Annotated in this window: 26 protein-coding genes; 2 read left to right on the forward strand and 24 right to left on the reverse strand. The window is 62.4% G+C overall.

Translation table 11 applies throughout. The annotated features are described in order from the left end of the window. Positions 1 to 9: 9 nt before the first annotated feature. The 6 genes from NKH80_RS17255 to NKH80_RS17280 form a co-directional block, all read right to left on the reverse strand. The gene (locus NKH80_RS17255) at positions 10 to 552 is read right to left on the reverse strand and encodes a MerR family transcriptional regulator (protein WP_254817568.1); all 543 of its coding nucleotides are present in this window, start codon (positions 550 to 552) and stop codon (positions 10 to 12) included. A 242-nt stretch (positions 553 to 794) separates the two neighbouring features. After that, positions 795 to 1,118 carry an integration host factor subunit alpha gene (locus NKH80_RS17260; protein WP_023717292.1) on the reverse strand — a complete coding sequence of 108 codons (324 nt, stop codon included), beginning with the start codon at positions 1,116 to 1,118 and terminating at the stop codon, positions 795 to 797. A 104-nt stretch (positions 1,119 to 1,222) separates the two neighbouring features. After that, on the reverse strand, positions 1,223 to 2,194 hold the full coding sequence (locus NKH80_RS17265) for a beta-ketoacyl-ACP synthase III (protein ID WP_352506495.1): 972 nt from the start codon (positions 2,192 to 2,194) through the stop codon (positions 1,223 to 1,225). 9 nt (positions 2,195 to 2,203) lie between these two features. Further along, positions 2,204 to 3,274 (reverse strand): phosphate acyltransferase PlsX, encoded by a 1,071-nt coding sequence (gene plsX / locus NKH80_RS17270; protein ID WP_352477175.1) that lies wholly within the window; start codon positions 3,272 to 3,274, stop codon positions 2,204 to 2,206. Between the two features lie 123 nt (positions 3,275 to 3,397). Further along, positions 3,398 to 3,946 carry a YceD family protein gene (locus tag NKH80_RS17275; RefSeq protein WP_352992646.1) on the reverse strand — a complete coding sequence of 183 codons (549 nt, stop codon included), beginning with the start codon at positions 3,944 to 3,946 and terminating at the stop codon, positions 3,398 to 3,400. A gap of 41 nt (positions 3,947 to 3,987) precedes the next feature. After that, a complete protein-coding gene (locus NKH80_RS17280) occupies positions 3,988 to 4,527 on the reverse strand; it encodes a ubiquinol-cytochrome C chaperone family protein (RefSeq protein WP_352506496.1) in 540 nt (179 codons plus the stop codon). A 114-nt stretch (positions 4,528 to 4,641) separates the two neighbouring features. Here NKH80_RS17280 and NKH80_RS17285 point away from each other — a divergent pair, with 114 nt between their 5' ends. After that, positions 4,642 to 5,175 (forward strand): outer membrane protein assembly factor BamE, encoded by a 534-nt coding sequence (locus NKH80_RS17285; protein WP_352506497.1) that lies wholly within the window; start codon positions 4,642 to 4,644, stop codon positions 5,173 to 5,175. A gap of 123 nt (positions 5,176 to 5,298) precedes the next feature. Here the strand turns inward: NKH80_RS17285 and NKH80_RS17290 are convergent, their stop codons facing one another. Together NKH80_RS17290 and NKH80_RS17295 are read right to left on the reverse strand one after the other, a co-directional pair. Further along, entirely contained in the window at positions 5,299 to 7,440 is a 2,142-nt protein-coding gene (locus NKH80_RS17290) for a sodium-translocating pyrophosphatase (protein ID WP_352477171.1), read from the reverse strand. A gap of 252 nt (positions 7,441 to 7,692) precedes the next feature. Next, a complete protein-coding gene (locus NKH80_RS17295) occupies positions 7,693 to 8,193 on the reverse strand; it encodes a DUF2165 family protein (RefSeq protein WP_352506499.1) in 501 nt (166 codons plus the stop codon). 79 nt (positions 8,194 to 8,272) lie between these two features. Between NKH80_RS17295 and NKH80_RS17300 the strand changes: the two genes are divergently transcribed. After that, positions 8,273 to 8,506: a hypothetical protein gene (locus NKH80_RS17300; RefSeq protein WP_352506500.1), complete on the forward strand. Its 234-nt coding sequence runs from the start codon at positions 8,273 to 8,275 to the stop codon at positions 8,504 to 8,506. Positions 8,507 to 8,532: 26 nt separating this feature from the next. Here NKH80_RS17300 and NKH80_RS17305 read toward each other — a convergent pair whose 3' ends face one another. The 16 genes from NKH80_RS17305 to NKH80_RS17380 form a co-directional block, all read right to left on the reverse strand. Further along, on the reverse strand, positions 8,533 to 9,297 hold the full coding sequence (locus NKH80_RS17305) for an ABC transporter permease (RefSeq protein ID WP_352506501.1): 765 nt from the start codon (positions 9,295 to 9,297) through the stop codon (positions 8,533 to 8,535). Continuing rightward, the gene (locus NKH80_RS17310; protein ID WP_352506502.1) at positions 9,294 to 10,232 is read right to left on the reverse strand and encodes an ABC transporter ATP-binding protein; all 939 of its coding nucleotides are present in this window, start codon (positions 10,230 to 10,232) and stop codon (positions 9,294 to 9,296) included. Before NKH80_RS17310 ends, NKH80_RS17305 begins: the two co-directional genes overlap by 4 nt. Continuing rightward, complete coding sequence (locus NKH80_RS17315) at positions 10,229 to 11,404, reverse strand: ABC transporter permease (RefSeq protein WP_352992649.1); 1,176 nt, start codon at positions 11,402 to 11,404, stop codon at positions 10,229 to 10,231. The genes NKH80_RS17310 and NKH80_RS17315 overlap by 4 nt, the downstream gene beginning before the upstream one ends. Before the next feature lie 42 nt (positions 11,405 to 11,446). After that, positions 11,447 to 12,358, reverse strand: a complete 912-nt coding sequence (osmF, locus tag NKH80_RS17320; protein ID WP_352992651.1) for a glycine betaine ABC transporter substrate-binding protein OsmF — start codon at positions 12,356 to 12,358, stop codon at positions 11,447 to 11,449. A 159-nt stretch (positions 12,359 to 12,517) separates the two neighbouring features. Continuing rightward, entirely contained in the window at positions 12,518 to 13,735 is a 1,218-nt protein-coding gene (locus NKH80_RS17325; RefSeq protein WP_352992653.1) for an MFS transporter, read from the reverse strand. Continuing rightward, complete coding sequence (gene nusB, locus NKH80_RS17330) at positions 13,732 to 14,232, reverse strand: transcription antitermination factor NusB (RefSeq protein ID WP_352506505.1); 501 nt, start codon at positions 14,230 to 14,232, stop codon at positions 13,732 to 13,734. The genes NKH80_RS17325 and nusB overlap by 4 nt, the downstream gene beginning before the upstream one ends. Further along, positions 14,229 to 14,723, reverse strand: coding sequence for a 6,7-dimethyl-8-ribityllumazine synthase (gene ribH / locus NKH80_RS17335; protein ID WP_352506506.1), 495 nt, complete (start codon positions 14,721 to 14,723; stop codon positions 14,229 to 14,231). Before ribH ends, nusB begins: the two co-directional genes overlap by 4 nt. A 130-nt stretch (positions 14,724 to 14,853) precedes the next feature. After that, the gene (locus NKH80_RS17340; protein ID WP_352506507.1) at positions 14,854 to 15,471 is read right to left on the reverse strand and encodes a riboflavin synthase; all 618 of its coding nucleotides are present in this window, start codon (positions 15,469 to 15,471) and stop codon (positions 14,854 to 14,856) included. A gap of 30 nt (positions 15,472 to 15,501) precedes the next feature. After that, positions 15,502 to 16,632 (reverse strand): bifunctional diaminohydroxyphosphoribosylaminopyrimidine deaminase/5-amino-6-(5-phosphoribosylamino)uracil reductase RibD, encoded by a 1,131-nt coding sequence (gene ribD / locus NKH80_RS17345; protein ID WP_352992655.1) that lies wholly within the window; start codon positions 16,630 to 16,632, stop codon positions 15,502 to 15,504. Between the two features lie 2 nt (positions 16,633 to 16,634). Next, complete coding sequence (gene nrdR, locus NKH80_RS17350) at positions 16,635 to 17,144, reverse strand: transcriptional regulator NrdR (protein ID WP_352506509.1); 510 nt, start codon at positions 17,142 to 17,144, stop codon at positions 16,635 to 16,637. A gap of 153 nt (positions 17,145 to 17,297) precedes the next feature. Further along, entirely contained in the window at positions 17,298 to 17,876 is a 579-nt protein-coding gene (locus tag NKH80_RS17355; protein WP_352992658.1) for a hypothetical protein, read from the reverse strand. A 69-nt stretch (positions 17,877 to 17,945) separates the two neighbouring features. Then, complete coding sequence (gene glyA, locus NKH80_RS17360) at positions 17,946 to 19,259, reverse strand: serine hydroxymethyltransferase (RefSeq protein WP_254817549.1); 1,314 nt, start codon at positions 19,257 to 19,259, stop codon at positions 17,946 to 17,948. Between the two features lie 438 nt (positions 19,260 to 19,697). After that, the gene (locus tag NKH80_RS17365) at positions 19,698 to 20,951 is read right to left on the reverse strand and encodes a L,D-transpeptidase family protein (protein ID WP_352689388.1); all 1,254 of its coding nucleotides are present in this window, start codon (positions 20,949 to 20,951) and stop codon (positions 19,698 to 19,700) included. Positions 20,952 to 21,303: 352 nt separating this feature from the next. Continuing rightward, a complete protein-coding gene (gene ldtR, locus NKH80_RS17370) occupies positions 21,304 to 21,819 on the reverse strand; it encodes a transcriptional regulator LdtR (protein ID WP_023674486.1) in 516 nt (171 codons plus the stop codon). 203 nt (positions 21,820 to 22,022) lie between these two features. Further along, positions 22,023 to 22,445, reverse strand: a complete 423-nt coding sequence (locus NKH80_RS17375; RefSeq protein ID WP_352506512.1) for a DUF6163 family protein — start codon at positions 22,443 to 22,445, stop codon at positions 22,023 to 22,025. Continuing rightward, positions 22,442 to 23,485 carry an enoyl-CoA hydratase/isomerase family protein gene (locus tag NKH80_RS17380; RefSeq protein WP_352992660.1) on the reverse strand — a complete coding sequence of 348 codons (1,044 nt, stop codon included), beginning with the start codon at positions 23,483 to 23,485 and terminating at the stop codon, positions 22,442 to 22,444. Before NKH80_RS17380 ends, NKH80_RS17375 begins: the two co-directional genes overlap by 4 nt. Positions 23,486 to 23,638 lie beyond the last annotated feature (153 nt).

The raw sequence follows: 23,638 nt of genomic DNA on the forward strand, positions 1-23,638 counted from the left end.
CGTTCCGGTCTAGCGAACTTGATCGAGCAGGCGCTTGCATTCCAGGAGGTCGAACAGCGCCTCCTGCAGCAATGCGCGATTGTCACGGGAAAGTTTTGACGTGTCCGGCGGAACCGGACCTTCCTCGTCGGTCTTGCCGATGCCGAAAAAACGACGGCTGGGTTTCACCCTCGGCTGGCCGACCAGCATTTCGTCGTCCGGGCCGCGCGGCTGCGCCGCTTGCGTCAGCGGTACCGTGTCAGCCTGTCGGCGCTGCGAGATCGCCTCGACCGCCGCCATGTCGCCATTGCCGACGGCGATCAGAAACTGGTTGCCGTTCTCGCGCAACAGCTTCTGCACCCCCTTGATCGTATAGCCCTGATCGTAGAGCATATGGCGAATACCCTTGATCAGTTCGACATCCTGCGGGCGGTAGTAGCGGCGGCCGCCGCCGCGCTTCATCGGCTTGATCTGGTTGAAACGCGTCTCCCAGAAGCGCAGCACGTGCTGCGGCAAATCCAGATCCTCCGCGACCTCGCTGATGGTGCGGAAAGCATCAGGGCTCTTGTCCATGGACGAATCCTCACGCTAGAGCATGATCGCGAAGGCGGGAACCGGGTTCGGGCGACGTCACGCTTGACAAAGAGAGCAGCTTTCCGTCCCGCCGGAACGGATCACACCCAAATACCGATCCGGCCTACCGAATCGCATCTATTTCAGCGGTTTATGAAACAATATTCAAGCCCAGCGCAAAAGCACGGCTCGTTTTTCAACCGAAGCCTGGAGCATGATTCTCAGCAAAGTGGATCGGGCGTCTACTTGCTGCCCTTGGCTTTGCTGTTTTGATGGGAGCGCAGGATACGGTTCTTCAGCACGTTCGACGACTTGAAGGTCATCACCCGGCGCGGCAGGATCGGCACTTCCTCACCGGTCTTGGGATTGCGCCCGATGCGCTCGTTTTTGGAGCGGACGTGGAAGGTCGCGAAGGACGACAGCTTCACCGTCTCGCCGCGAACGATCGCCTCGCAGATCTCATTCAGCACCGCCTCGACAAGCTCAGCCGATTCAGTACGCGACAGCCCAACCTTGCGGTAAACGGCTTCGGCGAGGTCGGCGCGCGTAAGTGTCTTTCCCCCCATACGAACCGTCCCATCAGCTCAAAAACATAAATCGATACAAGCAACGGCAGAACCTAAGTAATTGATCCGTCAAGGTCAAGGACCCGAACCCGATAGTTCGGCACTTACCAGCGGAGCAGGACCGCGCCCCAGGTGAAGCCGCCGCCCATCGCCTCAAGCAGTACCAGGTCACCCGTTTTGATGCGACCGTCGGCGACGGCCGCGGACAGTGCCAGCGGCACGGAAGCAGCGGAGGTATTACCGTGCAGATCGACGGTCACGACCACCTTCCGCTCCTCTATCCCGAGCTTTTTGGCCGAAGCGTCAATAATTCGTTTATTGGCTTGATGCGGCACGAACCAGTCGAGATCGGCGGCGCTGATGCCGGCCTGTGCGAACGTCGCCTCGATAACGTCGGTGATCATGCCGACCGCATGCTTGAACACTTCGCGGCCTTCCATCCTGAGGTGCCCGACCGTTCCGGTGGTCGACGGCCCACCGTCGACGAAAAGCTTGTCCTTGTGGATGCCGTCGGAGCGCAGGCTGGCCGCCAGAACGCCTCGGTCGGCGATGCCGCCTGCTCCCGTGCCTGCTTCCAGCACCATCGCGCCGGCGCCGTCGCCGAACAAAACGCAGGTCGAGCGGTCGTTCCAGTCGAGAATGCGCGAAAATGTTTCCGAGCCGATCACCAGCACCCGTCTGGCCAAGCCGCCGCGGATATAGAGGTCGGCGGTCGTCACTGCATAGACGAAGCCGGAGCAAACCGCCTGCAGGTCAAAGGCAAAACCGTGGTGCATGCCGAGCCGGTTCTGGATCTCGACCGCGGTCGCGGGAAAGGTGTTGTTGGGCGTCGAGGTCGCCAGCACGATCAGGTCGATGTCGTCCGCCATCAGGCCGGCGCTGTCGAGGGCTGCGCGCGCCGCCGCCTCGCCCAGCGAGGCCGTCGTCTCGTCGTCGGCCGCGATGTGGCGCTGGCGAATACCGGTGCGCTGGACGATCCACTCGTCCGATGTCTCGACCATGCCTTCGAAATCGGCATTCTTCATAATGCGGCGGGGCAGCGCGGCGCCCGTGCCGCGCACGACTGATCTGATCAATGCTCTTTCCTATTCCTTTGCGTCGATGACGACGTCGGATTTCCGGATTGTCTGGGCATTCGGATTGCGGGCATGGAACAGGTCGAGATCGGCTTCGATGCGGTCAAGCAGATTGTTGCGTACCATGTCGTAGCCAAGCTCGATCGCCGCCGCAAAGCCATCCGAATCAGCCCCGCCATGGCTTTTCACCACGATGCCGTTCAACCCGAGGAAGACGCCGCCATTGGAGCGGCCGACATCCATCTTCTCGCGCAGGCGATTGAAGGCGGTCTTCGCGAAGATATAGCCGATCCTGGCCATCAGCGTGCGGTTCATCGCCGCGCGCAGATACCCGGCGATCTGCCTGACCGTGCCTTCCGCCGTCTTCAGCGCGATGTTGCCGGCAAATCCTTCGGTAACGACGACGTCGACACTGCCCTTGCCGATGTCGTCACCCTCGACAAAGCCATGGTAGTTCATCGAGGCCATGTTGGCCTCGCGAAGCATGCGGCCCGCCTCCTTGACCTCCTCCTGACCCTTGATCTCCTCGACGCCGACATTGAGCAGGCCGACGCTCGGCCGTTCGATGCCGAAAACCGAGCGCGCCATGCCGGTGCCCAGAATGGCAAAATCAACCAGTTGATGCGCATCCGCGCCGATAGTGGCGCCGACGTCCAGCACCACGCTTTCGCCGCGCAATGTCGGCCAGAGCGCTGCGATTGCCGGGCGATCGATGGTCGCCATGGTGCGAAGGCAGAACCTGGACATTGCCATCAGCGCCCCGGTATTGCCGGCTGAGATGCAGGCGTCGGCAGTGCCTGCCTTGACCGCCTCGACGGCCTTCCACATCGATGATTTCCAGCGACCATGGCGCAGCGCCTGGCTCGGCTTGTCGTCCATCCGGACTGCGATCTCGCAGTGGATGAACTCGCTCACGTCCGCCAGCTTGGGGAATTTGGCGAGTTCGGGCCGTACCACTTCTTCGCGCCCATAAATGACGAAGCGTATGTCCGGACGGCGGGTGGCGACAGTCATGAGCGCCGGGATGACCACGCTTGGCCCGTGATCGCCGCCCATGGCATCGATGGAAATCCTGATCACGCGGTGTTCATCTCACGGTTGCTTGGCCAGCGGGCTTGCCAAGGTACGGGGCTCGCGAAGGTTCGGCGAAAATAACGGTTTTGGGCTGCCGCACAACCAACTTTTCTCAAATTGGATCAGCTATCAGGATTTTCCCAACAGTGATCTCAGCTTTTGCTGGAATTCATTCTCCACAGGCTCGGCATCGCCGGCAGCCTCCAGCGACACACCGGGCTTGCGCGGATAGGGATCGATCGCCAAGCCAAAGAACTGTTCGGCAAGCGCCCCGACGTCGATGGCGTCGCCGGAAAAGGTTTCCGGGCTGTCCGGCCCTTCGGCGTCGAGCAGGATCTCACCGCCGCCGTTGAAACCTTGCCGCCCGAGTTTGGATTGCTCCGGCAGGAACAGCGCTTCGACCGGCTCGTCGATATGCGCCTTGACCGGGTCGAGGGTGACGATGCAGGCCTGCGTTACATCGGCCTCGACATGGCCGCTGACTTTCACCCCGTTGCGCTTCCAAGGCTCGACCAGGAGTTCGGCGCGATAGTTTTCTACCGAAAGCAGCTCGTGCTCGGCGGCCAGCAGGGCGCGCTGCCCGGCGTCGGCATCGATCACCACCGGCAGCCCCTTTTGCGGCAGCCGAGCGACATTTGCCCGGAATGACACTGGGCTGTGGATATCAGGACGTTTCATCTTCGCCTCCACTTCGCCATCTTCATTCGGCCTGCCGCCGCTCAAGCGTTGGCCACGGGAAATACCACCGTGCCGGAAACGATCGATTCGGTCGGCTGTTCCGTGAGTTGCCTGGATGCATTGGCGGCATAGAGTGCCAGCTGCGACGCTTGCGGCCAGGCGCCGGCATCGGGCCTGACATTGCGGGCAAGGGCGGCGGCAAGTGCATCATGGTCATTTCGTTGCAGTGCATCGTCATAGGCGGCGGTGCGGCCGTAGAACATCTTCGCCAGTTTCCGCATGCGCTTCGGCACGCCGACGTCGCCAATGCCCAATTCCCGCAATGAATGTTCGACATCCATGAAGAACTCGTCGATCAGCACCTGCGCAACCTCTGCCGCCGCACCACCCTCGCCGCGCAACCGGTGCTGGAACAGGAACATGTGCAACGACAGCATCTCGAAGCGGCCGAGCGGCGTGTCCGGCACGTTCCAGGCGGAATAAAACACCGTTTGCCGCGCCGCCGCCACGATTTGTGCGTAAAGCGCCTCGGTGATGGCGCGGTTGGCATGTCGTTCGCGGCCAAAGAGGCGCTGGAACATTTGAGGGTGGTCTCCCGGGACCGTTTGTTGAAGTGGCCTTGTTGCATCGGCAAGCAAGCTGGTTTACCGGTTTTGCGGCCCAGCGCAAGTTGCGGCCAGCTTATGGAGTTGTAGTTGCGCGCGCTGAAATTCAAGTCGACTTTCCTGCCCAGGCCCACCGGTGCGGTTCCGCTGCTGGTGATCGCTGCGGCGCTTTCCGCCTGCAATTCATCCAAGATGATCGGCGATCTCAATCCGAGCGAGACGCTGACGCAAGGCTACGTCATCGACCAGCAGGCGATCGACCTGGTGCCGGTCGGCTCAAGCCGCGAACAGGTGCTGCTGGCGCTCGGCACTCCCTCGACGAAAGCGACCTTCGACAACGAGGCCTTTTATTACATTTCGCAGACGCGCAAGCGCTACGTCGCCTTCGACAAGCCGCGGCTGGTCGACCAGCATGTACTGGCGGTCTATTTTGGCGATGATGGGCGCGTTACGCAGATAGCCAATTACGGGTTGAAGGACGGCAAAGTGTTCGACTTCATCTCGCGCACCACGCCGACCGGCGGCAAGGACCAGAACTTCCTCAGCCAGATCATCAGTGGCGCCAGCAAGCTGGCGCCTGGTGTTCCCGGCGCCAGCGGCGGCAGCTCGCTCGGCGGCACCTGATCCACCCAGGGTGTCGGCTTCCTTCCGTTCCTTTCGCTTCCCTGTAAGCGGCACATCTCAGGCAATGAAAAACCCGCGGGAGCGATCCCGCGGGTTTTTGTCTTAAGGTCGTAGCGACCGAGCTTAGCCGTGCGCGAGAACGGCCAGCAACAGCAGCGCGACGATGTTGGTGATCTTGATCGCCGGGTTGACCGCCGGGCCGGCAGTATCCTTGTAGGGGTCGCCGACCGTGTCGCCGGTTACCGAGGCCTTGTGCGCTTCGGAGCCCTTCATATGCTTGACGCCGTCCTTGTCGACAAAACCATCTTCGAACGACTTCTTGGCGTTGTCCCAGGCACCGCCGCCGGAGGTCATCGAGATGGCGACGAAAAGGCCGTTGACGATGACGCCGAGCAGCGAGGCACCGAGCGCGGCAAAGGCGGATGCCTTCGAACCGGAGATCAGGAGGACGCCGAAATAGACGACCAGCGGCGCCAGCACCGGCAACAATGACGGAACGATCATCTCCCGGATCGCTGCCTTGGTCAGAAGGTCGACGGCGCGCGCATAGTTCGGCTTCGAGGTGCCGGCCATGATGCCCGGATCCTCGCGGAACTGCTTGCGCACCTCCTGGACGATAGCACCCGCGGCGCGGCCGACGGCGGTCATGGCGATGCCGCCGAACAGATACGGGATCAGGCCGCCGAAGATCAGGCCGGCGACGACGTAAGGATTGGAGAGGTCGAAGGAGACGTCGCCCATGCCCTGGAAGTACGGGTATTTGTCGCCATTGGCGGCAAAGAACTTCAGGTCGTTAGAATAGGCCGCGAACAGCACCAGCGCGCCGAGGCCGGCCGAGCCGATGGCGTAGCCCTTGGTTACCGCCTTGGTGGTGTTGCCGACAGCGTCAAGCGCGTCGGTTGACTGGCGCACTTCCTTGGGGAGGCCCGCCATTTCGGCAATGCCGCCGGCATTGTCCGTAACCGGGCCGAAGGCATCGAGCGCGACGATCATGCCGGCGAGGCCGAGCATCGTCGTCACCGCGATCGCCGTGCCGTAGAGGCCGGCAAGCTGGTATGTCGAGATGATGCCGCCGACGATGACGATCGCCGGCAACGCCGTCGCTTCCAGCGAGACCGCGAGGCCCTGGATGACGTTGGTGCCGTGACCGGTGACCGAGGCCTGGGCGATGGAGTTCACCGGACGCTTGTTGGTGCCGGTATAATATTCGGTGATCACCACGATGAGGCCGGTCACCGCAAGGCCGACAAGACCGCAGATGAACAGGTTCGTGCCGGTAATAGCCATGCCGGCGACGGTGCCGATCTCCCCCCAGCCGATACATGCCGAAGTGGCTACGGCAAGGCCGACAATCGACAGCAGCCCGGTCACGATCAGGCCCTTGTAGAGCGCGCCCATGATCGAGCCGCTGGAACCAAGCTTGACGAAGAAAGTGCCGACGATCGAGGTGAGGATGCAGGCGCCGCAGATGGCCAGCGGATAGAGCATGGCCGCGCCGAGAACGGCGGTGCCGCCGAAGAAGATGGCGGCGAGGACCATGGTGGCGACCACAGTCACTGCATAGGTCTCGAACAGGTCGGCCGCCATGCCGGCGCAATCGCCGACATTGTCGCCGACATTGTCGGCAATGGTGGCCGGATTGCGTGGATCGTCTTCGGGAATGCCGGCTTCAACCTTGCCGACGAGATCCCCGCCGACGTCGGCGCCTTTAGTGAAGATGCCGCCGCCGAGACGGGCGAAGATCGATATAAGCGAGGCGCCGAAGCCGAGCGAAACAAGCGAGTCGATGACGACGCGATCGTTTGGCTGCAGACCCATGAACTGGGTCAGGATCAGGTAGTAGATGGAGACGCCGAGAAGGGCCAGGCCAGCAACCAGCATGCCAGTGATGGCGCCCGACTTGAAGGCGATCTCAAGGCCGGCAGCGAGGCTGTTGGAAGCCGCCTGCGCGGTGCGCACATTGGCCCGCACCGAGACGTGCATGCCGATGAAGCCAGCGGCACCCGACAGAACGGCGCCGATCAGGAAGCCGATGGCGGCGGTAATCGAAAGCAGCCACCAGGCGAGCAGCAGGACCACGACACCGACGATGGCGATGGTGGTGTACTGGCGCGCCAGATAAGCCTGCGCGCCTTCGCGGATGGCCGCGGAAATTTCCTGCATGCGTGCATTGCCCTGATCGGCCGCGAGAACCGAACGTGTCGCCCAGATGGCGTAAAGGACTGAAAGCAGACCGCAGGCGATGACAGCTGAAATTATGGTCATTGCCGAATTTTCCTCGATTGGTGGCCCAAAAGAACCCCTCCCCGGGCCGTTGAGACAGGGGACGAATTTCCGCAACCGGAATCCGTCCCTTCGCAGCGGCTTATGCGAAACAGGGCTCGGAACGTCAAGATATTGTTCGGTTCTTGTCCGGCTTTCGCCCAAAAGATCCCGGGTTTCGCCCAAAAGGCTGGACGGCAGTGCGCCTGTCGACACCGCCATCCGGTTAGATCGATTGAAATCGACGAAGGGCCGTCAAGCTTTGCGCGGGTCGCCGTCCGGCTGGACGACGAAGACCAGCACCACCAGCATGGTCATGTAGAATTTGAACGCCGCCTCCTGACCATTCCATGTCGAAGACTGCCACATGGCAAACCACTCGCCGCCAACGACCATGAAGCCGAAATACCAAACGAGAAAGCCAATTGTGGCGGCAATGATGGCGAACTTCTTGGCATCGTTGAAAGCCTGTCCGCTGGCGTTGCGCGCCTGCCAAAGTTGCCAGGCGGCGATCAGGTACAGCAGGCAGGTCAGCGCCTCGCCAAGGATGATCAGCCAGTAGCCTGCCGTCCACAAGGCCGGGTTGGTGATCGAGCGGTACATCAGTGCGTTGCCGGGAAAGGTCGTGTCCATGCTCAGCACATGCTGGACAAAGGCGAAGTTTGAGCCGTAATCGGTGATGTTGCCAAAGGCGACGAGGAAGGCGAAAGCCGCCAGACACAAACACATGACGATCTTGGAGAAACGCGCGGTCATGGCAAGAACTCCTGCTGAAAGATCGGGGGATCACACTCATCAATCGCCGAGTCCCGAAGATCGCGCAACGGGTGGCCCAGTGATCATCGTACTCACAGCCATTGCAAGACATTATGCCGGCAAGCAAGACATTGCCGAGACTGTCGAAGCCCTCGATCTCGATAGTGATTGCGCTGTGGGCGACTTGGTCTCTGTGGTTAGAGCCGGTACACAGCACGATTTCGCCGTCATCCGCCGCCGCTGGATCGCCAGCGGGACGGGTATGGCGCTCGAACTGACGCTTGATCATCCGGCGCGTTCGATCGGCCGCTGAAAGGAACGAAGCTCGCTCGGAGAGGCTTACTCCGCCTCGCGTCCCATGCGCCGCGCTGTGCGGCGCTCGATCGCCGACAGCCCGTCATAGATCAGTACGGCAAGGGCGGCGACGATCAGGCCGCCCTGCAGGATGAAGGCGAGGTTGTTCGACAGCAGGCCGGCGATGATCACCTCGCCCAATGTCCTCGCCGCAACTGTCGAGCCGATGGTCGCGGTGGCAAGGCTGATCACCACCGACAGCCGGATACCGCCGAGAATGGTCGGCGCGCTGAGCGGCAGCTCGACCTTGACCAGCCTTTGCCAGCCAGTCATGCCGGCGCCACGCGCCGCCTCGACGACGTTGGCCGGCAGCGTCGTCAGGCCGGTCAGCGCGTTCTCGAAGATCGGCAGCAGGCCATAGAGAAACAGCGCAATCAGCGTCGGCTTTTCGCCGAAGCCGACCGCCGGCACGGCAAGCGCCAGCACCGCCACCGGTGGAAAGGTCTGGCCTATATTGACCAGGCTGCGCGACAGCGGCAGGAATTCGGCGCCGGCCGGCCTGGTGACCAAAATGGCGAGCGCGACCGCAACGATCGTCGCGGCAACCGTCGCGATCAGCACGGTCCGCAGATGCAGCAGCGTCAGCGTCAACAGGCTGCCCTGATTGTAGATTACCGGCGCGTTGTTCTCTGTCAGCGGCTTCAGCAGCGGTTCGAACCAGCCGGGATTGGTGACGAAGGCGATAAGCACCACCACCAGGGCAAGCCTGAGCAGTGATGGAAGCCAAGCCTTGAAGCCAGCCTCTTTCATGCCGGTCTCGCCGCGCGCTTAACTAGCCCGTCCACCGTGACGCGGCCAAGCGGCTTGCCGTCGGTATCTGTCACCGGCAGCGCAGGGCGGCCCGACCACAGGAGTTCGGCGAGCGCGTCGCGCTGGCTGGCGTCACCGGGGATCGCCTCGCCTTCGGCGGTGCCGTTTTCCACCGCGTCGCGGACCCGGCCAAGCGACAACAGCCGGAACGGTTTTTCGCTGGCACCTACCAGGGTTTCGACAAACGTGCTGGCCGGTTTCGCCAGTATCTCGGCCGGCTCGGCATATTGCACCACTTTGCCGCCGTCCATCACGGCGATCTTGTCACCCATGTGAACGGCCTCTTCCATGTCATGGGTGACTAGGATGATGGTGGTGCCGAAGCGCTTCTGGATCGCCAGCAGATCCTCCTGCGCCTTGTTGCGGATAATCGGATCGAGCGCCCCGAACGGCTCATCCATCAACAGCACGTTGGGTTCCGCGGCAAGCGCCCGAGCGACGCCGACGCGCTGCTGCTGCCCGCCGGAAAGCTCGTGCGGATAGCGTGGCCCGTAGTCTTGCGGGTCGAGCTGGTATAGCGTCATCAGCTCGTCGACGCGGGCCTTGATGCGGTTGGCGTCCCAGCCGAGCAATACCGGCACAGTGGCGATGTTCTGCGCCACCGTGCGATGCGGAAACAGGCCGTGGCCCTGGATGGCATAGCCTATGCTGCGGCGCAGCTCATAATCCGGCACCGAGCGGTTGTCGACGCCGTCGAGCTTGATCACGCCCGATGTCGGCTCGACCAGCCGGTTGATCATGCGAAGCAGCGTCGTCTTGCCGGAGCCGGAGGTGCCGACGATGACGGCGATGCTGCGCGGCTCGATTACCATCGACACGTCGTTGACGACTGTCGTCTCGCCGTAGCGCTTGGTGATCCCTTCGATCTCGATCATGCCGTTTCAAACCTGCGCTTGCTGGCGCTCATTTCGATCACTGCATCGAGGATGATGGCGGCGGCGAAGGCCAGCGCCACCGTCGGCACGGCGCCGAGCAGCACCAGGTCCATCGCCGTCTGACCGACGCCCTGGAACACGAACACGCCAAAGCCGCCGCCGCCGATCAACGCGGCAATCGTGGCGAGGCCGATATTCTGCACCAGCACGATGCGGATGCCGGTGAGGATCACCGGGAAGGCGAGCGGAAACTCGACGCCGAACAGCCGCTGGCGGTCGGTCATGCCCATGCCGCGCGCTGCGTCGTTGGCGGCACGCGGCACACCGGCAAGGCCGACCACGGTATTAGCCACCACCGGCAGCAGCGAATAGAGGAACAGGGCGACGAAAGCCGGCGCTGTGCCGATACCGCGAATGCCGAGCGCGGCAGCACCCGGCACCTGCGAAGCGACCCAGCCCAGCGGCGCGATCAAGAGGCCGAACAGCGCGATCGAAGGAATGGTCTGGATGATGTTCAGCACGTTGAGCACGCCGGCCCGCAATTTCTCGACGCGATGGCAGAGGATGCCGAGCGGCAGGCCGATAATCACCGCAGCCGCCAGCGAACCCAGCGCCAACGTAACGTGCTTGGAGCCTTCCGCCCAAAAACTATCGGAGCGATTGAAATATTCCTTGAGAATCGACAGGCTGTTCCAGCTTCCCGAGACGAGCAGCAGGCCGATTGCCGCTGCGGCGACAACAAGCACGCCGACCCGTGCCTGCGGCGACAGGTTCAGCCTTGTAAGCACGTCGGCGAGCAGAAGGGTGAAGGCGAAGATAAGCAGCCAGAAGCCCGAAGCCGGCGAGATACGGGCGAAGGTGTTGCCTGCGGGCGTCAGGAAGCTGCCGGCAACGCCGATCAGCAGCGCCAGCGCCGCAAGTGCAACCGCACTGGCGGCGAGGCGCAGAGCAAGCGGCGTTTTCAGCAGCGCAATGAGCGCCGCTGCGACAACAATCGCCATCAATAGCGGACCGACCGCCGCGGGCAAAGATTCGAGGATCGAGCGCGCCTCGCCGGGTACGATGCGATTGGCACGGAAGGTGGCGAATGGCGCCGCGAAAGCCGCATAGGCCGATATCGCCGCGATGACCACGCCAAGCTTGTCGAACCGGATGCGCACGCCCTCCCCCATCGGCCGATCCGGCGCACCTTGAAGCGGAGCGCCGGAATCGCCTTACTTCAGGAAGCCGTTCTTTTTCAAAAAGTCCTCAGCGACGCCCTTGACTGGCTCGCCGCCAACCTGCACGCGGCCATTCAACTCCTGCAGCGTGACGAGATCGAGCTTGCCGAAGACCGGCTTCAGCAGCGTCTCGATTTCGGGATGCTCCTTCAGCACCGCCTCGCGAATGATCGGCGCCGGCTGGTAGACCGGCTGCACAACCTTGTCGTCTTCAAGCACGACTAGGCCGGAGGGCGCGATGCCGCCGTCGGTGCCGTAGACCATGGCGGCGTTGGCGCCGTTGGTCTGGTTGGCCGCAGCGGCAATGGTCGCCGCCGTATCGCCGCCCGACAGCGTGATCAACTGGTCCGGCTTCAGCGTGAAGCCATAGGTCTTCTGGAACGCGGGCAGCGCGGCCGCCGAATTGACGAACTCGGCGGAGGCCGCCAGCACCACCTTGCCGCCGCCCGAGACATATTTGCCGAAGTCAGAAAGGGTGACGAGCTTATTGGTATCGGCGACCTCCTTGCGCAGGGCGATCGCCCAGGTGTTGTTGGCCGGTGACGGTGACAGCCAGACGATCTTGTTGGCGTCGTAGTCGAGCTTCTTGGCAGTCTCGTAGGCCTTGGCGGCGTCTTTCCACACCGGATCGTCGGCCTTCTCGAAGAAAAAGGCGGCGTTGCCAGTGTATTCCGGATAGATGTCGATCTCGCCGGCTGTAATCGCCTTGCGGACCACGGGCGTGCCGCCGAGCTGGATACGGTCGGTGGTCTGGATATTATTGGCATTCAGCACCAGTTGGATGATATTGCCGAGCACGCCGCCCTCGGTGTCGATCTTCGACGACACCACCACCTGGGCACTCGCCGAGGCAAACGTAATTCCGAGCGCTAGTACAGCGCCGGCCAGAACCTTGATTGAAAACATCTCACAAATCCCTTGCTGTGAACCGGAATACGGCTGCCGCATATGAGCATGGCTTCGATGCCCCGTCGGGGTACACGGTTTCATAAGAGGGGGGATGGGCGCAATAATTTTGTTCGGATGTGAGTGAATCCGCTGCCGCGACGCCCCGACAGCGTGACGTCAGTTGGCCGCCCGCAAGCCCGTCATCTTCAACACGCCCAGTGCCACGAAGCACAGCGCGACGACCGGGAAAATCATCCAGTTCAGCATCTCCCAGCCCCAGGCATTGTAGACCGCGCCCGACATCAGCGAGGCGAAGGCGACGGAGCCGAACAGGACGAAATCGTGGAACCCCTGGACCTTGCCTTTTTCGGATGGCTGGTAGCTGTCGGCCACCATGGCAGTGGCACCGATGAAGCTGAAGTTCCAGCCAAGGCCGAGCAGGATCAGCGTCGTCCAGAACTGCCACAGTGCCAACCCCGACAGCGCGACTATGCCGCAGCCAATGAGCAGTACCAGGCCGATAGCCACGATCCGTTCAGCGCCAAAACGATGGATCAGCGACCCCGTGAAGAAGCTCGGCGCGAACATCGCCATGACGTGCCAGGAAATGCCGAGCGTGGCGTCGTCGGTCGAAAGGCCGCAGCCGACCATGGCCAGCGGCGCGCCGGTCATCACGAAGCTCATCAGTGCGTAGCTGCCGATGGCGCAAAACAACGCCGCGACGAAGCGTGGCCTGGTGACGATTTCTGAGAGCGGCCTGGCGTCGCCGTCGGAAATTTCAACCTTCTCGGTTCCCTTGGCTGGGATACGCAACAAAGAGAGAATGGCGGCGCCGACCGCCGCCAGCACCAGGATGGACGCAAACGAGCCGGCAAACTTCACCGGCGAGAACAGATCGCCGGTGAAGATGACGATCTGCGGCCCGAGTATGGCGGTGACGATGCCGCCGGCCAGCACGAAGGAGATGGCACGCGCCTTGAATTCAGGCGGAGCATTGTCGGCGGCGGCAAAGCGGAATTGCTGGACGAAGGCGCCCCCGATCCCGATCACGGCCAAGCCGAAAGCGAACAGCCAGAAGCTGGGATGAAACAGCGCCAGCGTGGCGATCAGGCCGCCAAGCGCTGTCACCGCCGTTCCGGTCATGAAGCCGTCGCGCTGGCCGAGCCGGCGGATGACCGCCGCGGCCGGCAGGGAACCGAGTGCCACGCCGACATTGAAGCCGGTGATCGGCGCGGTTGCCAGCGACTTGTCAGCGTCGAGCAGATACTGCCCGGCCAATCCGCCCATGGAAATGGCGATGGGTGCGGCCGAGCCGATGATCGCCTGCGAGGCTGCGAGGATGAAGGCGGTGCGACGCGCTTCCTTGCCCGCCTCAACGGCGACGACGGCGGTCATGAGGCGTCCTTACCGCGGCCCTCGCCGCGCACCCGGCGCGACACGCGATCAAGCACGGCATTGACCAGTTTCGGCTCGTCGTCCTCGTAAAATGCCTTGGCGATGTCGACATACTCGGAGACGATGACCGCCACCGGCACGTCCTCGCGCTGCATCAGCTCGTAGACGCCGGCGCGCAATATGGCGCGCAATGTGGAATCGAGCCTGGATAGAGGCCAGTCCTCGGTCAGTGCCTGTCGGATGATCGGATCGATGGTCTTCTGGTGCTCGACGACGCCTGCAAGAATGGCGCGAAACCATTGCGCATCGGCTTCGCGATAGAGCGCGCCGTCGACTTCCTTTCCGAGCCTGAACGCCTCGTATTCGGCGGTGATCTCAAACACGCCGCTGCCGGCGACGTCCATCTGATAGAGCGCCTGTACAGCGGCCAGACGGGCTGCACCGCGCTTGTTGGCATGGCGAACCGCAGGCTGGCCGGGCGAAGCGGGTTCGCTCACGTTCGCTCTCCCAGCTGTTCCTTTAGAGCGATCATGGTCAGCGCCGCGCGCGCCGCAAAGCCGCCCTTGTCGCCTTCCGAACGCCTGGCCCGTGTCCACGCCTGTTCGTCGTTTTCGGTGGTCAGGATGCCGTTGCCGATACAGACCGAATCCTGCACGGACAGGTCCATCAGGGCACGGCTGGATTCATTGGCGACAATCTCGAAATGATAGGTGTCGCCGCGGATGACTGTGCCGAGGGCGACGAAACCGTCATAGTTCGTCCCGCCTTCGGAGGCACCGTCGAGCGCGAAGGAAATCACGGCGGGGATTTCGAGCGAACCAGGAACGGTGACGACATCGTATGTCGCGCCCGCTTGGTCGAGCGCGCTGGTCGCGCCTTCGAGCAGCGCGTCGGCAAGGTCGTCGTGAAAGCGCGCCTCGATGACAAGAAGGTGCGCCTTCTTCTTCGGACGGGTGAACGCTTTGCCGTGTTGGGATGTGCCTGCCATAGATGTCTCCGGGGATCGCCGGTGACTTAGGCCGAAGCCGGTTTGATCGCAAGCGGAAGATTGCCGAAGGAACTTTCAAGGCCAACTCGGCGGCGATCGCATCAGGGAATGGGCTTTATGGACGAGCGCCTCAAAGCCCCTCCTTCGCCGCCTCCATCAGCCGCGCGGCGTAGCGGGCCATGGTGTCGATCTCGAGATTGACCCAGTCGCCGACCTGGCGTTCGCCCCAGGTGGTGACGGTCAGCGAATGATGGATCAACAGCACGTCGAAGCGGGTGCCTTCGACCTTGTTGACGGTGAGCGAAGTGCCGTCGAGTGCGACGGAACCCTTGGGGGCGATGAATTTGGCAAGCCCGCGCGGTGCTTCCAGGGTAAAGCGCACGGCGTCACCCTCCTCCTTGCGGGCCACGATCTCGGCCATGCCGTCGACATGGCCTGATACAATGTGGCCACCGAGTTCGTCGCCGATCTTCAGCGCCCGCTCCAGATTGATCCTCGTGCCGGATTTCCAGGCCATAGCTGTCGTCAGTCTGAGTGCTTCTTCCCAGGCCTCGACCTCGAACCACCGTGCGTTGGCGCCGTCTTCCGGCAGTCCCGTTACCGTCAGACAGACGCCGCCACAGGAAATCGAGGCGCCGATGGCAATGGTCTGCGGATCGTAGGCGGTGTCGATACGCAAACCGACGCCTTCCCTGAGCGGCTTCACGGCAGCGACGGTGCCGACATCGGTGACGATTCCAGTGAACATTAGTTTGGCCCCGTGAACATCAGTTCGGTCCTAGATGTCTCTTATCCATTCCGCATATGTGTCTTCGCCGAAACGCATGTTGCGCAATTTGCGAAATCCCGGCGGGATATTGTTGGCATCGATTGGCGATACAATGCCGCCCTCGCCGATCGCGTCCGGCCCCTGAAACAGCACGATACGATCGACCAGTTGTTCGTCGAGGAACGCCTTGGCCACCCTGGCGCCGCCCTCGACCAAGAGGCTGGCCATGCCGAGCGCCGCCAGATCCTCGAGCAGTTCCGGCAGCGCAATATCGCCTTCATACGTCTCAGTGCCGATGAAGCGAACGCCGACGCGTTCGAGCGCGGCGCGCCGGTGCGGATCGGCCTCGGCGCAGGCAGCGATATAGAGCGGCACACGGTCGACGCCGGCGACCAGTTTCGAAGTCTCGGCTAGCCTGATCTGACGGTCGAGCATGATGCGCGCCGGCGAACGGCTCTCCAGTCCCGGAAGCCTAACCGTCAGCGCCGGATCGTCCTCCAGTGCCGTGCCGATGCCGATCAATATGCCATCGGCTTCGCCCCGCATCAGATAGACTTCGCGCCGGGCGATATCGCCGGTGATGGAGACTTGTCCCTCGCCTCTCACGCCGATCTTGTTGTCGCTTGAAAGCGCAAGCTTCAGAATCACTTCCGGGCGTTTTTTCAGAGATCGAATCAAATAGCCGGCCATCTGCTCCGCGGCGTCGGCCGCCAGCACTTTTTCCACCACCTCGACCCCAGCGGCACGCAAGATTGCATAGCCCTTGCCGGAAACACGCGGGTCCGGATCGCTGGCAGCGCCGACCACACGCGCCACGCCGGCACTGACCAGCGCATTGGCGCAAGGCGGCGTGCGGCCGTGATGGGCGCAGGGCTCCAGCGTTACATAGGCGGTGGCGCCGCGCGCCAGTTCGCCGGCCTCTGCCAAAGCCTCGGTCTCGGCATGCGGCCGGCCGCCGACGGCGGTGACGCCGCTGCCGACGATCATCGGCCCGTTGCCGTCATCACGCACGATCAGCGTGCCGACGGAAGGATTGGTCGAGGTCCGGCCGGCATTCTTGCGCGACAGCCTGAGGGCTGCCGCCATATAGCGGCGATCGAGGAGCTCTTGCTCAGCCGTGCTGCGTTCGGACCCTGCCATGCTCAACTGGCATCCTCTTCGCTCTTCCGCTCTTCGCCCCTGGGCTCGTCGGTTTTGAGCTCGTCGCCTTTGAGTTCACCCAACACGTCGTGGAAATCCTTGGCCTCGCGGAAATTGCGGTAGACGGAGGCAAAGCGCACATAGGCGACATCATCGAGCGACTTAAGCGCCTCCATGACCAGCCGGCCGACTTCGCCCGAAGCCACTTCGGTCTCGCCCGAGCTTTCGAGCTGGCGCACGATGCCGGTCACCGCCCGGTCGATACGTTCCGGGTCGACATTGCGCTTGCGTACCGCGATCTCGACAGAGCGCAGCAACTTGTCGCGGTCGAACGGCACCTTGCGTCCAGACTTCTTCACGACGACGAGATCGCGCAATTGGACGCGCTCGAAAGTGGTGAAGCGGCCGCCGCAATCCGGGCAGACGCGCCGCCTGCGGATCGCCGCTCCGTCTTCGGCAGGGCGCGAATCCTTCACCTGGGTATCTTCGGACTGGCAATAAGGGCAGCGCATGGAGAGCCTTCGGTTCGCGATTCTCGTGGAGCGAAAGGCTTAGAGGTTTTTGCCACGATGGCAAAGTATGGCCGATGACCGATCGCGCCTCAGAGATAGCGAGGCACGAGGAAAATTGCGAGAGTGGCAAGCAGTTGAACGGCAATACGCCAATCAGGGAGCGACGTCGCCGGTCGGGAAGCCGCAGGACGTGCCGAGATAGCGATAGGCCTTGGTGAAGCCGTCCATCGATATGGTCGCGACCGGCTTGTCGGCGAAGCTGACATCAAGGGCGCTCGTACGGCGCATGGCACGCAGTATGGCAAGCGTGGTCTCGGGTTTGTTGTCCATCATCCACTGTCCGTCGGCGATAAGATGAAAACCAGCCTTGATCTTGTCGTTAACGTCGCGAAACACCACCGGGACGTTGTCACCTTTGGGCAAGTCACTGTTTCTCACCGCGATGATGAGGCTCGGATAGCCTCCGGGTGGCAGTACGTCGCCATTCGAGATGGCCAGCGTAAGGGTACCGGTGGTCCCGTTAGCGTCGAAAAAGACCGTCGAAGCGGCGCAGGTCTTGCGCACATCCTCACCGGTGTTGACCTCGTCCATCGTGGTGGACCACCTGCCGAAGGTCTCTGTCCTTGGCGCTGCCGGCGTCGGCTCGGTCTGCGCCAAGGCGAGGCCGGACAGCTGCAAAATGGCCGATGCCAGCAAGGCACCAAAGCCGGCGACACGGAAAGTTTGCATCATTGAGCTTCTCCGCAGGTGCCTTGCTGTCGCACCGGGATTGTCGCGCACATGGAGGACACTCGGCGTCGGTCAACCAAGATACGGGTAAAGTGGAAAACGATCCGTCAATGCCGCCACCTTGGTCTTCACAACTGCCTCGACGGCCGCATTGCCATCGTCGGAATTGGCGACTTTCAGTCCATCCAGCACCTCGGCGATCAGCTTGCCAATCTCGCGGAACTCAGCCTGGCCGAAGCCGCGCGTGGTGCCAGCCGGCGTGCCAAGCCGAACGCCCGAGGTGACGAAAGGCTTTTCCGGGTCGAAGGGGATGCCGTTCTTGTTGCAGGTGATGTTGGCGCGGCCAAGGGCAGCCTCGGCGCGCTTCCCGGTGGCGTTCTTGGGGCGCAGGTCGACCAACATCAGATGGTTGTCAGTGCCGCCGGAGACGATGTCGAGACCGGTTTCCTGCAGGCTGGAGGCCAGTGCCTTGGCATTGGCAACGACGCTCTCCGCATAGACCTTGAAGCTCGGCTTCAGCGCCTCGCCCAGGGCCACCGCCTTGGCGGCGATGACATGCATCAGCGGTCCGCCCTGCAGGCCGGGGAAGACGGCCGAATTCATCTTCTTGGCAATGTCCTCGTCATTGCACAGGATCATGCCGCCACGCGGGCCGCGCAGCGACTTGTGCGTCGTGGTGGTGACCACATGGGCATGCGGCAGCGGCGACGGATGCATGCCACCGGCGACCAGTCCGGCGATATGAGCCATATCGACCATCAGATAGGCGCCGATCGAATCGGCGATCTCGCGAAAACGCTTCCAGTCCCAGACACGTGAATAGGCTGTGCCGCCGGCCAGGATCAGCTTCGGCCTGGTCTCATGGGCGGTCTTCTCGATCGCGTCCATATCGAGCAGATGATCGTCCCGGCGCACGCCATAGGAGACGACCTTGAACCATTTGCCGCTCATATTGACCGGCGAGCCATGCGTCAGGTGCCCGCCGGAATTGAGGTCGAGACCCATGAAGGTGTCGCCGGGCTGCAGCAGCGCCAGGAACACCGCCTGGTTCATCTGGCTGCCGGAATTCGGCTGGACGTTGGCGAAGTTGCAGCCGAACAGCTTTTTCGCGCGTTCGATGGCCAGTTCCTCGGCGACATCGACAAACTGGCAGCCGCCATAGTAGCGTTTGCCTGGATAGCCCTCGGCATATTTGTTGGTCATGATCGACCCCTGCGCCTCGAGCACGGCGCGCGAGACGATGTTTTCCGAGGCAATCAGCTCGATCTCATGGCGCTGGCGACCGAGTTCGTTGCGGATGGCGCCGAAAATCTCGGGATCGGCATCGGCAAGCGTGGTTTCGAAGAAGGATTCGAATTTGTTCGACACTGCCGCTGCTGTTGCCATGGGCTGAACTCCTCAAGGTTCGGGGTCTGTCGCGCCATTAACACAGTTGCTTTCGGCCCGCCACGTTTGGAGCGCGAAATTTGCTGGCCGGATTGCGCCAGAGAGACTGGCGGCCTATTCCCTTGCCCTGCTGAAGGGCCGGCAGGCTTCGGTGAGCGTGATCTCGGTGAACAGCGCCTGCATCGTATGGTCGTTGATCTGGCCGGCGTGATGGCGCCGCGCACGCCGGCAACAGAGCCGGCGATCCGGACGCGCAGCCCGAACGGCTCGGCCTTGCGCTTGTGTAATCGCGCCGAGACGCGCGTCGCGATGTCGCCGACCCAGACCCGCAGGAAGCGCAGCCCCATCCGGCGATCGGCCCAGCGAAGCTTGTCGCGAAAGACCCGGCAACGAAAAAGGCCGCCCTTCCGGCGGCCTTTTGCAAATGAACTCAGCTGCTTAGAGCGCGGATGTGATCTGCAGCTCGTTGGCTCCGTCGAGGCCGTAAATGTCGTCACGGAACTGGACCACGCCCGGCCCTGTTGACCAGGCCGAGACGTAGAGAAAATAGACCGGCACCGGATTGGTGACCTGCACCGGCGTGTTCTCCCCGGTCTTGATCGCCGCCTCGAAATGCTGGCGATCCCAGCCCGGTGTGTCGCGCAGAATCCAGGTGACGAGGTCGCGCACGTTCTGAACGCGCACGCAGCCAGAGGAATCGAAGCGCATCAGCTTGCCGAAAAGGCTCTGCTGCGGCGTGTCGTGCATGTAGACGCCGTCCGGGCTGGGGAAATTGATCTTGACCGAGGCCATCGCGTTGCCGGAACCGGGATCCTGGCGGAAGCGATATTTTTCGGCATCGTCGGTCGACCAGTCGACCGTCATTGGGTCGACCTCGCTGCCGTCCGGCGCGAACAGGCGGATATGGCTATCCTTGAGATAGTTGGGGTCCTTCCGCATCAGCGGAATGATGTCCTTGCGCACGATCGAGACCGGCGCGTTCCAGTACGGATTGACGATGATTTCGTTGATCTTGGAATTGACGATCGGCGTCTGGCGATCGATCTTGCCGACGATCGCGGTGTGGCGCAGCACAACGCGGTCGTTCTCGACAGCCTCGATCTGCGCCGCCGGGATGTCGACCAGCACATAGCGGTTGCCAAGCGTGCCGGCCCGCTCACGCAGCCGTTGCAGATTGGTCTGCAGCTGACCAAGCCGAACCGGCGCCGACACGTTCATTGCCGCGAAAGTATATTTGCCGGTGGTCCCGTCGGCCGGCAAGCCGTGACGCAACTGGAAGCGCTTGAGCGCCGAGTCGACGTAAGAATCGAACGCTTCCGAGAGCCCGGCGCTCTGCGCCAGATCGCCCGATATCATCAAGCGCCTGCGCAGCGGCACCACATCGGGATCCTCGACGCCAAGCTGCAGCTTCTTGGTGTCTGGAACCTGCTCCCAGCCGCCTTGCGCGACGATATTCTGATACTGCATGATCGCCTGCTCGGTGAAGGACACCGTCTGCAGGCTGAAGATCGGCAGCGTCGAGGCAACCTTGCCGCCTTCGCTGGCACGCGCATCGAATTGGTCGTCCCAATTGCCACGCGCCGAGGATTTCAGGATATCCCCGATCACATCCTGTGCACTGGCGCGGCCGGCGACCATTGCGGCTGCGAGCGCGGAGGCTCCTGAAAGGAAGAAACGGCGGCTGGTTCTCATGGATGGTCCAGACATTCTTGCTACAATTCAACCCACCGGGCGGTCTCGCCCGCACTCTAGAGTTGGCTTCTTAACAATTAGCCAACCATGGCCCGCATCACTTCGGTGTAAAAACACATGGGTGTAAAAACACATGGAAGTGACTTGAGCACAGGACAAATGCACGGCTTTGGCCCAGCATCACCCGCATCTTCGGTTCCATTCGAATATGGCGGCAACGTGGCTGTTGCTCGAATTTGGATCGGCCGGCCTGACGAAACGGCAAGACCGGTGCTTTTCGGCACCGGTCTTTGGTCTGCTCCGCGGCAGCACTTCCGTGGTCCAGCTTCAGATCTTGCTGCGGCGGGTGCGATTACATCCGATAGGCGATGGTATCGTTCCAGAACCGATCCAGCCGCTGCAGGGCGCGGTTCATCTGCTTGAACTCTTCCGTGTTGATGCCGCCGACCTGCTCGATCGAGCCGACATGGCGTTCGTAAAGGCCGGCGACGACTTCCGCCACCTCGTTGCCCTTCGGCGTCAGCGAGACACGGACCGAACGGCGGTCGATGCGCGAGCGCTGGTGGTTGATGAAGCCGAGATCGACCAGCTTCTTTAGATTGTAGGAGACATTCGAGCCGAGATAATAGCCGCGCGAGCGCAGTTCGCCAGCGGTCAGCTCCGAATTGCCGATGTTGAACAGCAGCAGCGCCTGGATGGCGTTGATGTCGGAGCGACCGTTGCGGTCGAATTCGTCCTTGATCACATCAAGCAGACGGCGATGCAGCCGCTCGACCAGCTGCAGCGATTCCATGTACAGCGAACGGATCGCCTCGCGGCGGTCATCGGATACGTTGGCGGTCTTCGCCGCCGGACGCGAATTGATCATTGTCTTTGCCTCTCGTTTGTCGCCCGGTGATTTTTTTGTTCTTCACCTTGATCGCGACACTATCGAATACTCATAAAATTCGACTTAAACGCCAAGGCTAACAAGAGCTTACCGGTAAGGGGTTTCGAAAGAGGCTTAACGGACGGTCACCCGAGCAAGGATGATTAACCTAAAGATTTAGCCAACGATCCTGGCCGGAATTGCTATCGCCGGGCTTGCCGCTTCTGGATCCAGATCACCACGCGGAACACTATGTAGAGCAGCGCCACCGCAAGGTGCGAGGCGACGATCAGCGGCCGGCGGCCGAACAAGTCGGGGAAGCCAGCATACATGACGCACTCGGTCACCGCGCAGATGAACCAGATCACCGGCCCCCAGGACGCCAGCATCCACAGGCCGGCGGCAGCGAATGGAAAAAACACCGCCAGCACCACCGCCGCCACCTGCCAGTGCACCGGCATCAGATCGAAGCGCCACAACTGGCCGGGGTAAACGCCGATCAGCCGGATCCAGTACAAGATGCCGAACAGCAGACAATAGCCGGCGATAACGCGCTGGAACCAGGCGAAGATGACCTCGATCGTCGAGGGCTGCAGCACCACGCGTCTCGAGGTGGCCTCGCTCACAGCTTCAGTTCCCGTTCGCCGAGCGATGCGAAATAGGCATCGACGTCGGCGGCGCTGACGTCATCGATGCCTGCCGGCCGCCATTGCGGCGTCGAGCCTTTATCGATGATGGCGGCGCGGATACCTTCATAGAAGTCGTGCCCGACAAGCATACGGTTGAGGATACGGAACTCCATTTTCATGCACTCGTCCATCGACAACGTCTGCCCGGCGCTGATCTGGTGCCACGCGACATGCAGGCTGGTCGGTGAACGTGTGCGGATGGTGGCCAGCGTCTTTGCCGCGAACTCGTCGGCGATGGCTGCCCGCTCCAGGCTGGCGACCATATCGGCCAGTGACGGCTGCGCGAAATGCCGAGCGATGGCTTCCAGCGTCGGCCTGTCTGTCTCGCGTTTGGCCGGGACGAAGCAGCCGCGCAGCACCGATTCCGGGTCGCCGCTTGCCGCCAGCCGGTCGAGAAAGCCGGGCTGGTCCTCCGCCTTGATCGTATGGGTGGCGAGGCCCGACCACAAAGCATCGCCATAGCGGATGCGGTTGCCGGTCAGCGCCAGATACATGCCGAAGCTGCCGCCGAGATCCGGCAACAGATGGCTGGCGCCGACATCCGGGAAAAAGCCGATGCCGACCTCTGGCATGGCAAATTGCGCGTTCTCGGTCAGCACCCGCTGCGAGCCATGGAAGGAGATGCCGACGCCGCCGCCCATGACGATGCCGTCGATCAGGGCGACATAGGGTTTCTTGAAACGGGCGATGCGGGCGTTCAGCCGGTACTCGTCGGCGAAGAACTCGACCGGCGGTTTTCCAGCCCGGCCGGCTTCGTAGATGTGGAGGATGTCGCCGCCCGCCGAAAATGCCCTGCCCTCGGCCTTGACGACGACGACGTCGACACCATCGTCGCGTTCCCAGCTGCGCAGCGCCTTGTCCAGCGCCTTGACCATGCGGTGGGTTACGGCATTGAGCGCCTGCGGCCGCGTCAGCGTGACGACGCCGGCCCTGCCCAACCTTTCGAAGCGAATCTCGTCGCCTCCGCCAAAATCCATCGCCAGAGAATCCCTCCCGCGCCCGCCGGGAGTGAAGTGCTAATGCGTGGCGCATAGCCACGTCAATGGCAGCGCCAATCCCGCCTGCTGGCCCGTGGCCGCAGCCGGTGCTAATGCTGGCGCTTTGAACTGGAAGGTTGGGCCATGCCTTGG

The sequence above is a fragment of the Mesorhizobium sp. M0904 genome, from assembly GCF_040319475.1.
In the GTDB taxonomy this organism is placed as follows: Bacteria; Pseudomonadota; Alphaproteobacteria; order Rhizobiales; family Rhizobiaceae; genus Mesorhizobium.

What these genes read in the sequence shown, in the direction of transcription:
- NKH80_RS17255 (WP_254817568.1), bottom strand. Translation starts at nt 552, where the DNA reads ATGGACAAGAGCCCTGATGCTTTCCGCACCATCAGCGAGGTCGCGGAG.
- NKH80_RS17260 (WP_023717292.1), bottom strand. Translation starts at nt 1,118, where the DNA reads ATGGGGGGAAAGACACTTACGCGCGCCGACCTCGCCGAAGCCGTTTAC.
- NKH80_RS17275 (WP_352992646.1), bottom strand. Translation starts at nt 3,946, where the DNA reads ATGAAACGTCCTGATATCCACAGCCCAGTGTCATTCCGGGCAAATGTC.
- NKH80_RS17280 (WP_352506496.1), bottom strand. Translation starts at nt 4,527, where the DNA reads ATGTTCCAGCGCCTCTTTGGCCGCGAACGACATGCCAACCGCGCCATC.
- NKH80_RS17290 (WP_352477171.1), bottom strand. Translation starts at nt 7,440, where the DNA reads ATGACCATAATTTCAGCTGTCATCGCCTGCGGTCTGCTTTCAGTCCTT.
- NKH80_RS17295 (WP_352506499.1), bottom strand. Translation starts at nt 8,193, where the DNA reads ATGACCGCGCGTTTCTCCAAGATCGTCATGTGTTTGTGTCTGGCGGCT.
- NKH80_RS17305 (WP_352506501.1), bottom strand. Translation starts at nt 9,297, where the DNA reads ATGAAAGAGGCTGGCTTCAAGGCTTGGCTTCCATCACTGCTCAGGCTT.
- NKH80_RS17310 (WP_352506502.1), bottom strand. Translation starts at nt 10,232, where the DNA reads ATGATCGAGATCGAAGGGATCACCAAGCGCTACGGCGAGACGACAGTC.
- NKH80_RS17315 (WP_352992649.1), bottom strand. Translation starts at nt 11,404, where the DNA reads ATGGGGGAGGGCGTGCGCATCCGGTTCGACAAGCTTGGCGTGGTCATC.
- osmF (WP_352992651.1), bottom strand. Translation starts at nt 12,358, where the DNA reads ATGTTTTCAATCAAGGTTCTGGCCGGCGCTGTACTAGCGCTCGGAATT.
- NKH80_RS17325 (WP_352992653.1), bottom strand. Translation starts at nt 13,735, where the DNA reads ATGACCGCCGTCGTCGCCGTTGAGGCGGGCAAGGAAGCGCGTCGCACC.
- ribH (WP_352506506.1), bottom strand. Translation starts at nt 14,723, where the DNA reads ATGGCAGGCACATCCCAACACGGCAAAGCGTTCACCCGTCCGAAGAAG.
- NKH80_RS17340 (WP_352506507.1), bottom strand. Translation starts at nt 15,471, where the DNA reads ATGTTCACTGGAATCGTCACCGATGTCGGCACCGTCGCTGCCGTGAAG.
- ribD (WP_352992655.1), bottom strand. Translation starts at nt 16,632, where the DNA reads ATGGCAGGGTCCGAACGCAGCACGGCTGAGCAAGAGCTCCTCGATCGC.
- nrdR (WP_352506509.1), bottom strand. Translation starts at nt 17,144, where the DNA reads ATGCGCTGCCCTTATTGCCAGTCCGAAGATACCCAGGTGAAGGATTCG.
- NKH80_RS17355 (WP_352992658.1), bottom strand. Translation starts at nt 17,876, where the DNA reads ATGATGCAAACTTTCCGTGTCGCCGGCTTTGGTGCCTTGCTGGCATCG.
- glyA (WP_254817549.1), bottom strand. Translation starts at nt 19,259, where the DNA reads ATGGCAACAGCAGCGGCAGTGTCGAACAAATTCGAATCCTTCTTCGAA.
- NKH80_RS17365 (WP_352689388.1), bottom strand. Translation starts at nt 20,951, where the DNA reads ATGAGAACCAGCCGCCGTTTCTTCCTTTCAGGAGCCTCCGCGCTCGCA.
- ldtR (WP_023674486.1), bottom strand. Translation starts at nt 21,819, where the DNA reads ATGATCAATTCGCGTCCGGCGGCGAAGACCGCCAACGTATCCGATGAC.
- NKH80_RS17380 (WP_352992660.1), bottom strand. Translation starts at nt 23,485, where the DNA reads ATGGATTTTGGCGGAGGCGACGAGATTCGCTTCGAAAGGTTGGGCAGG.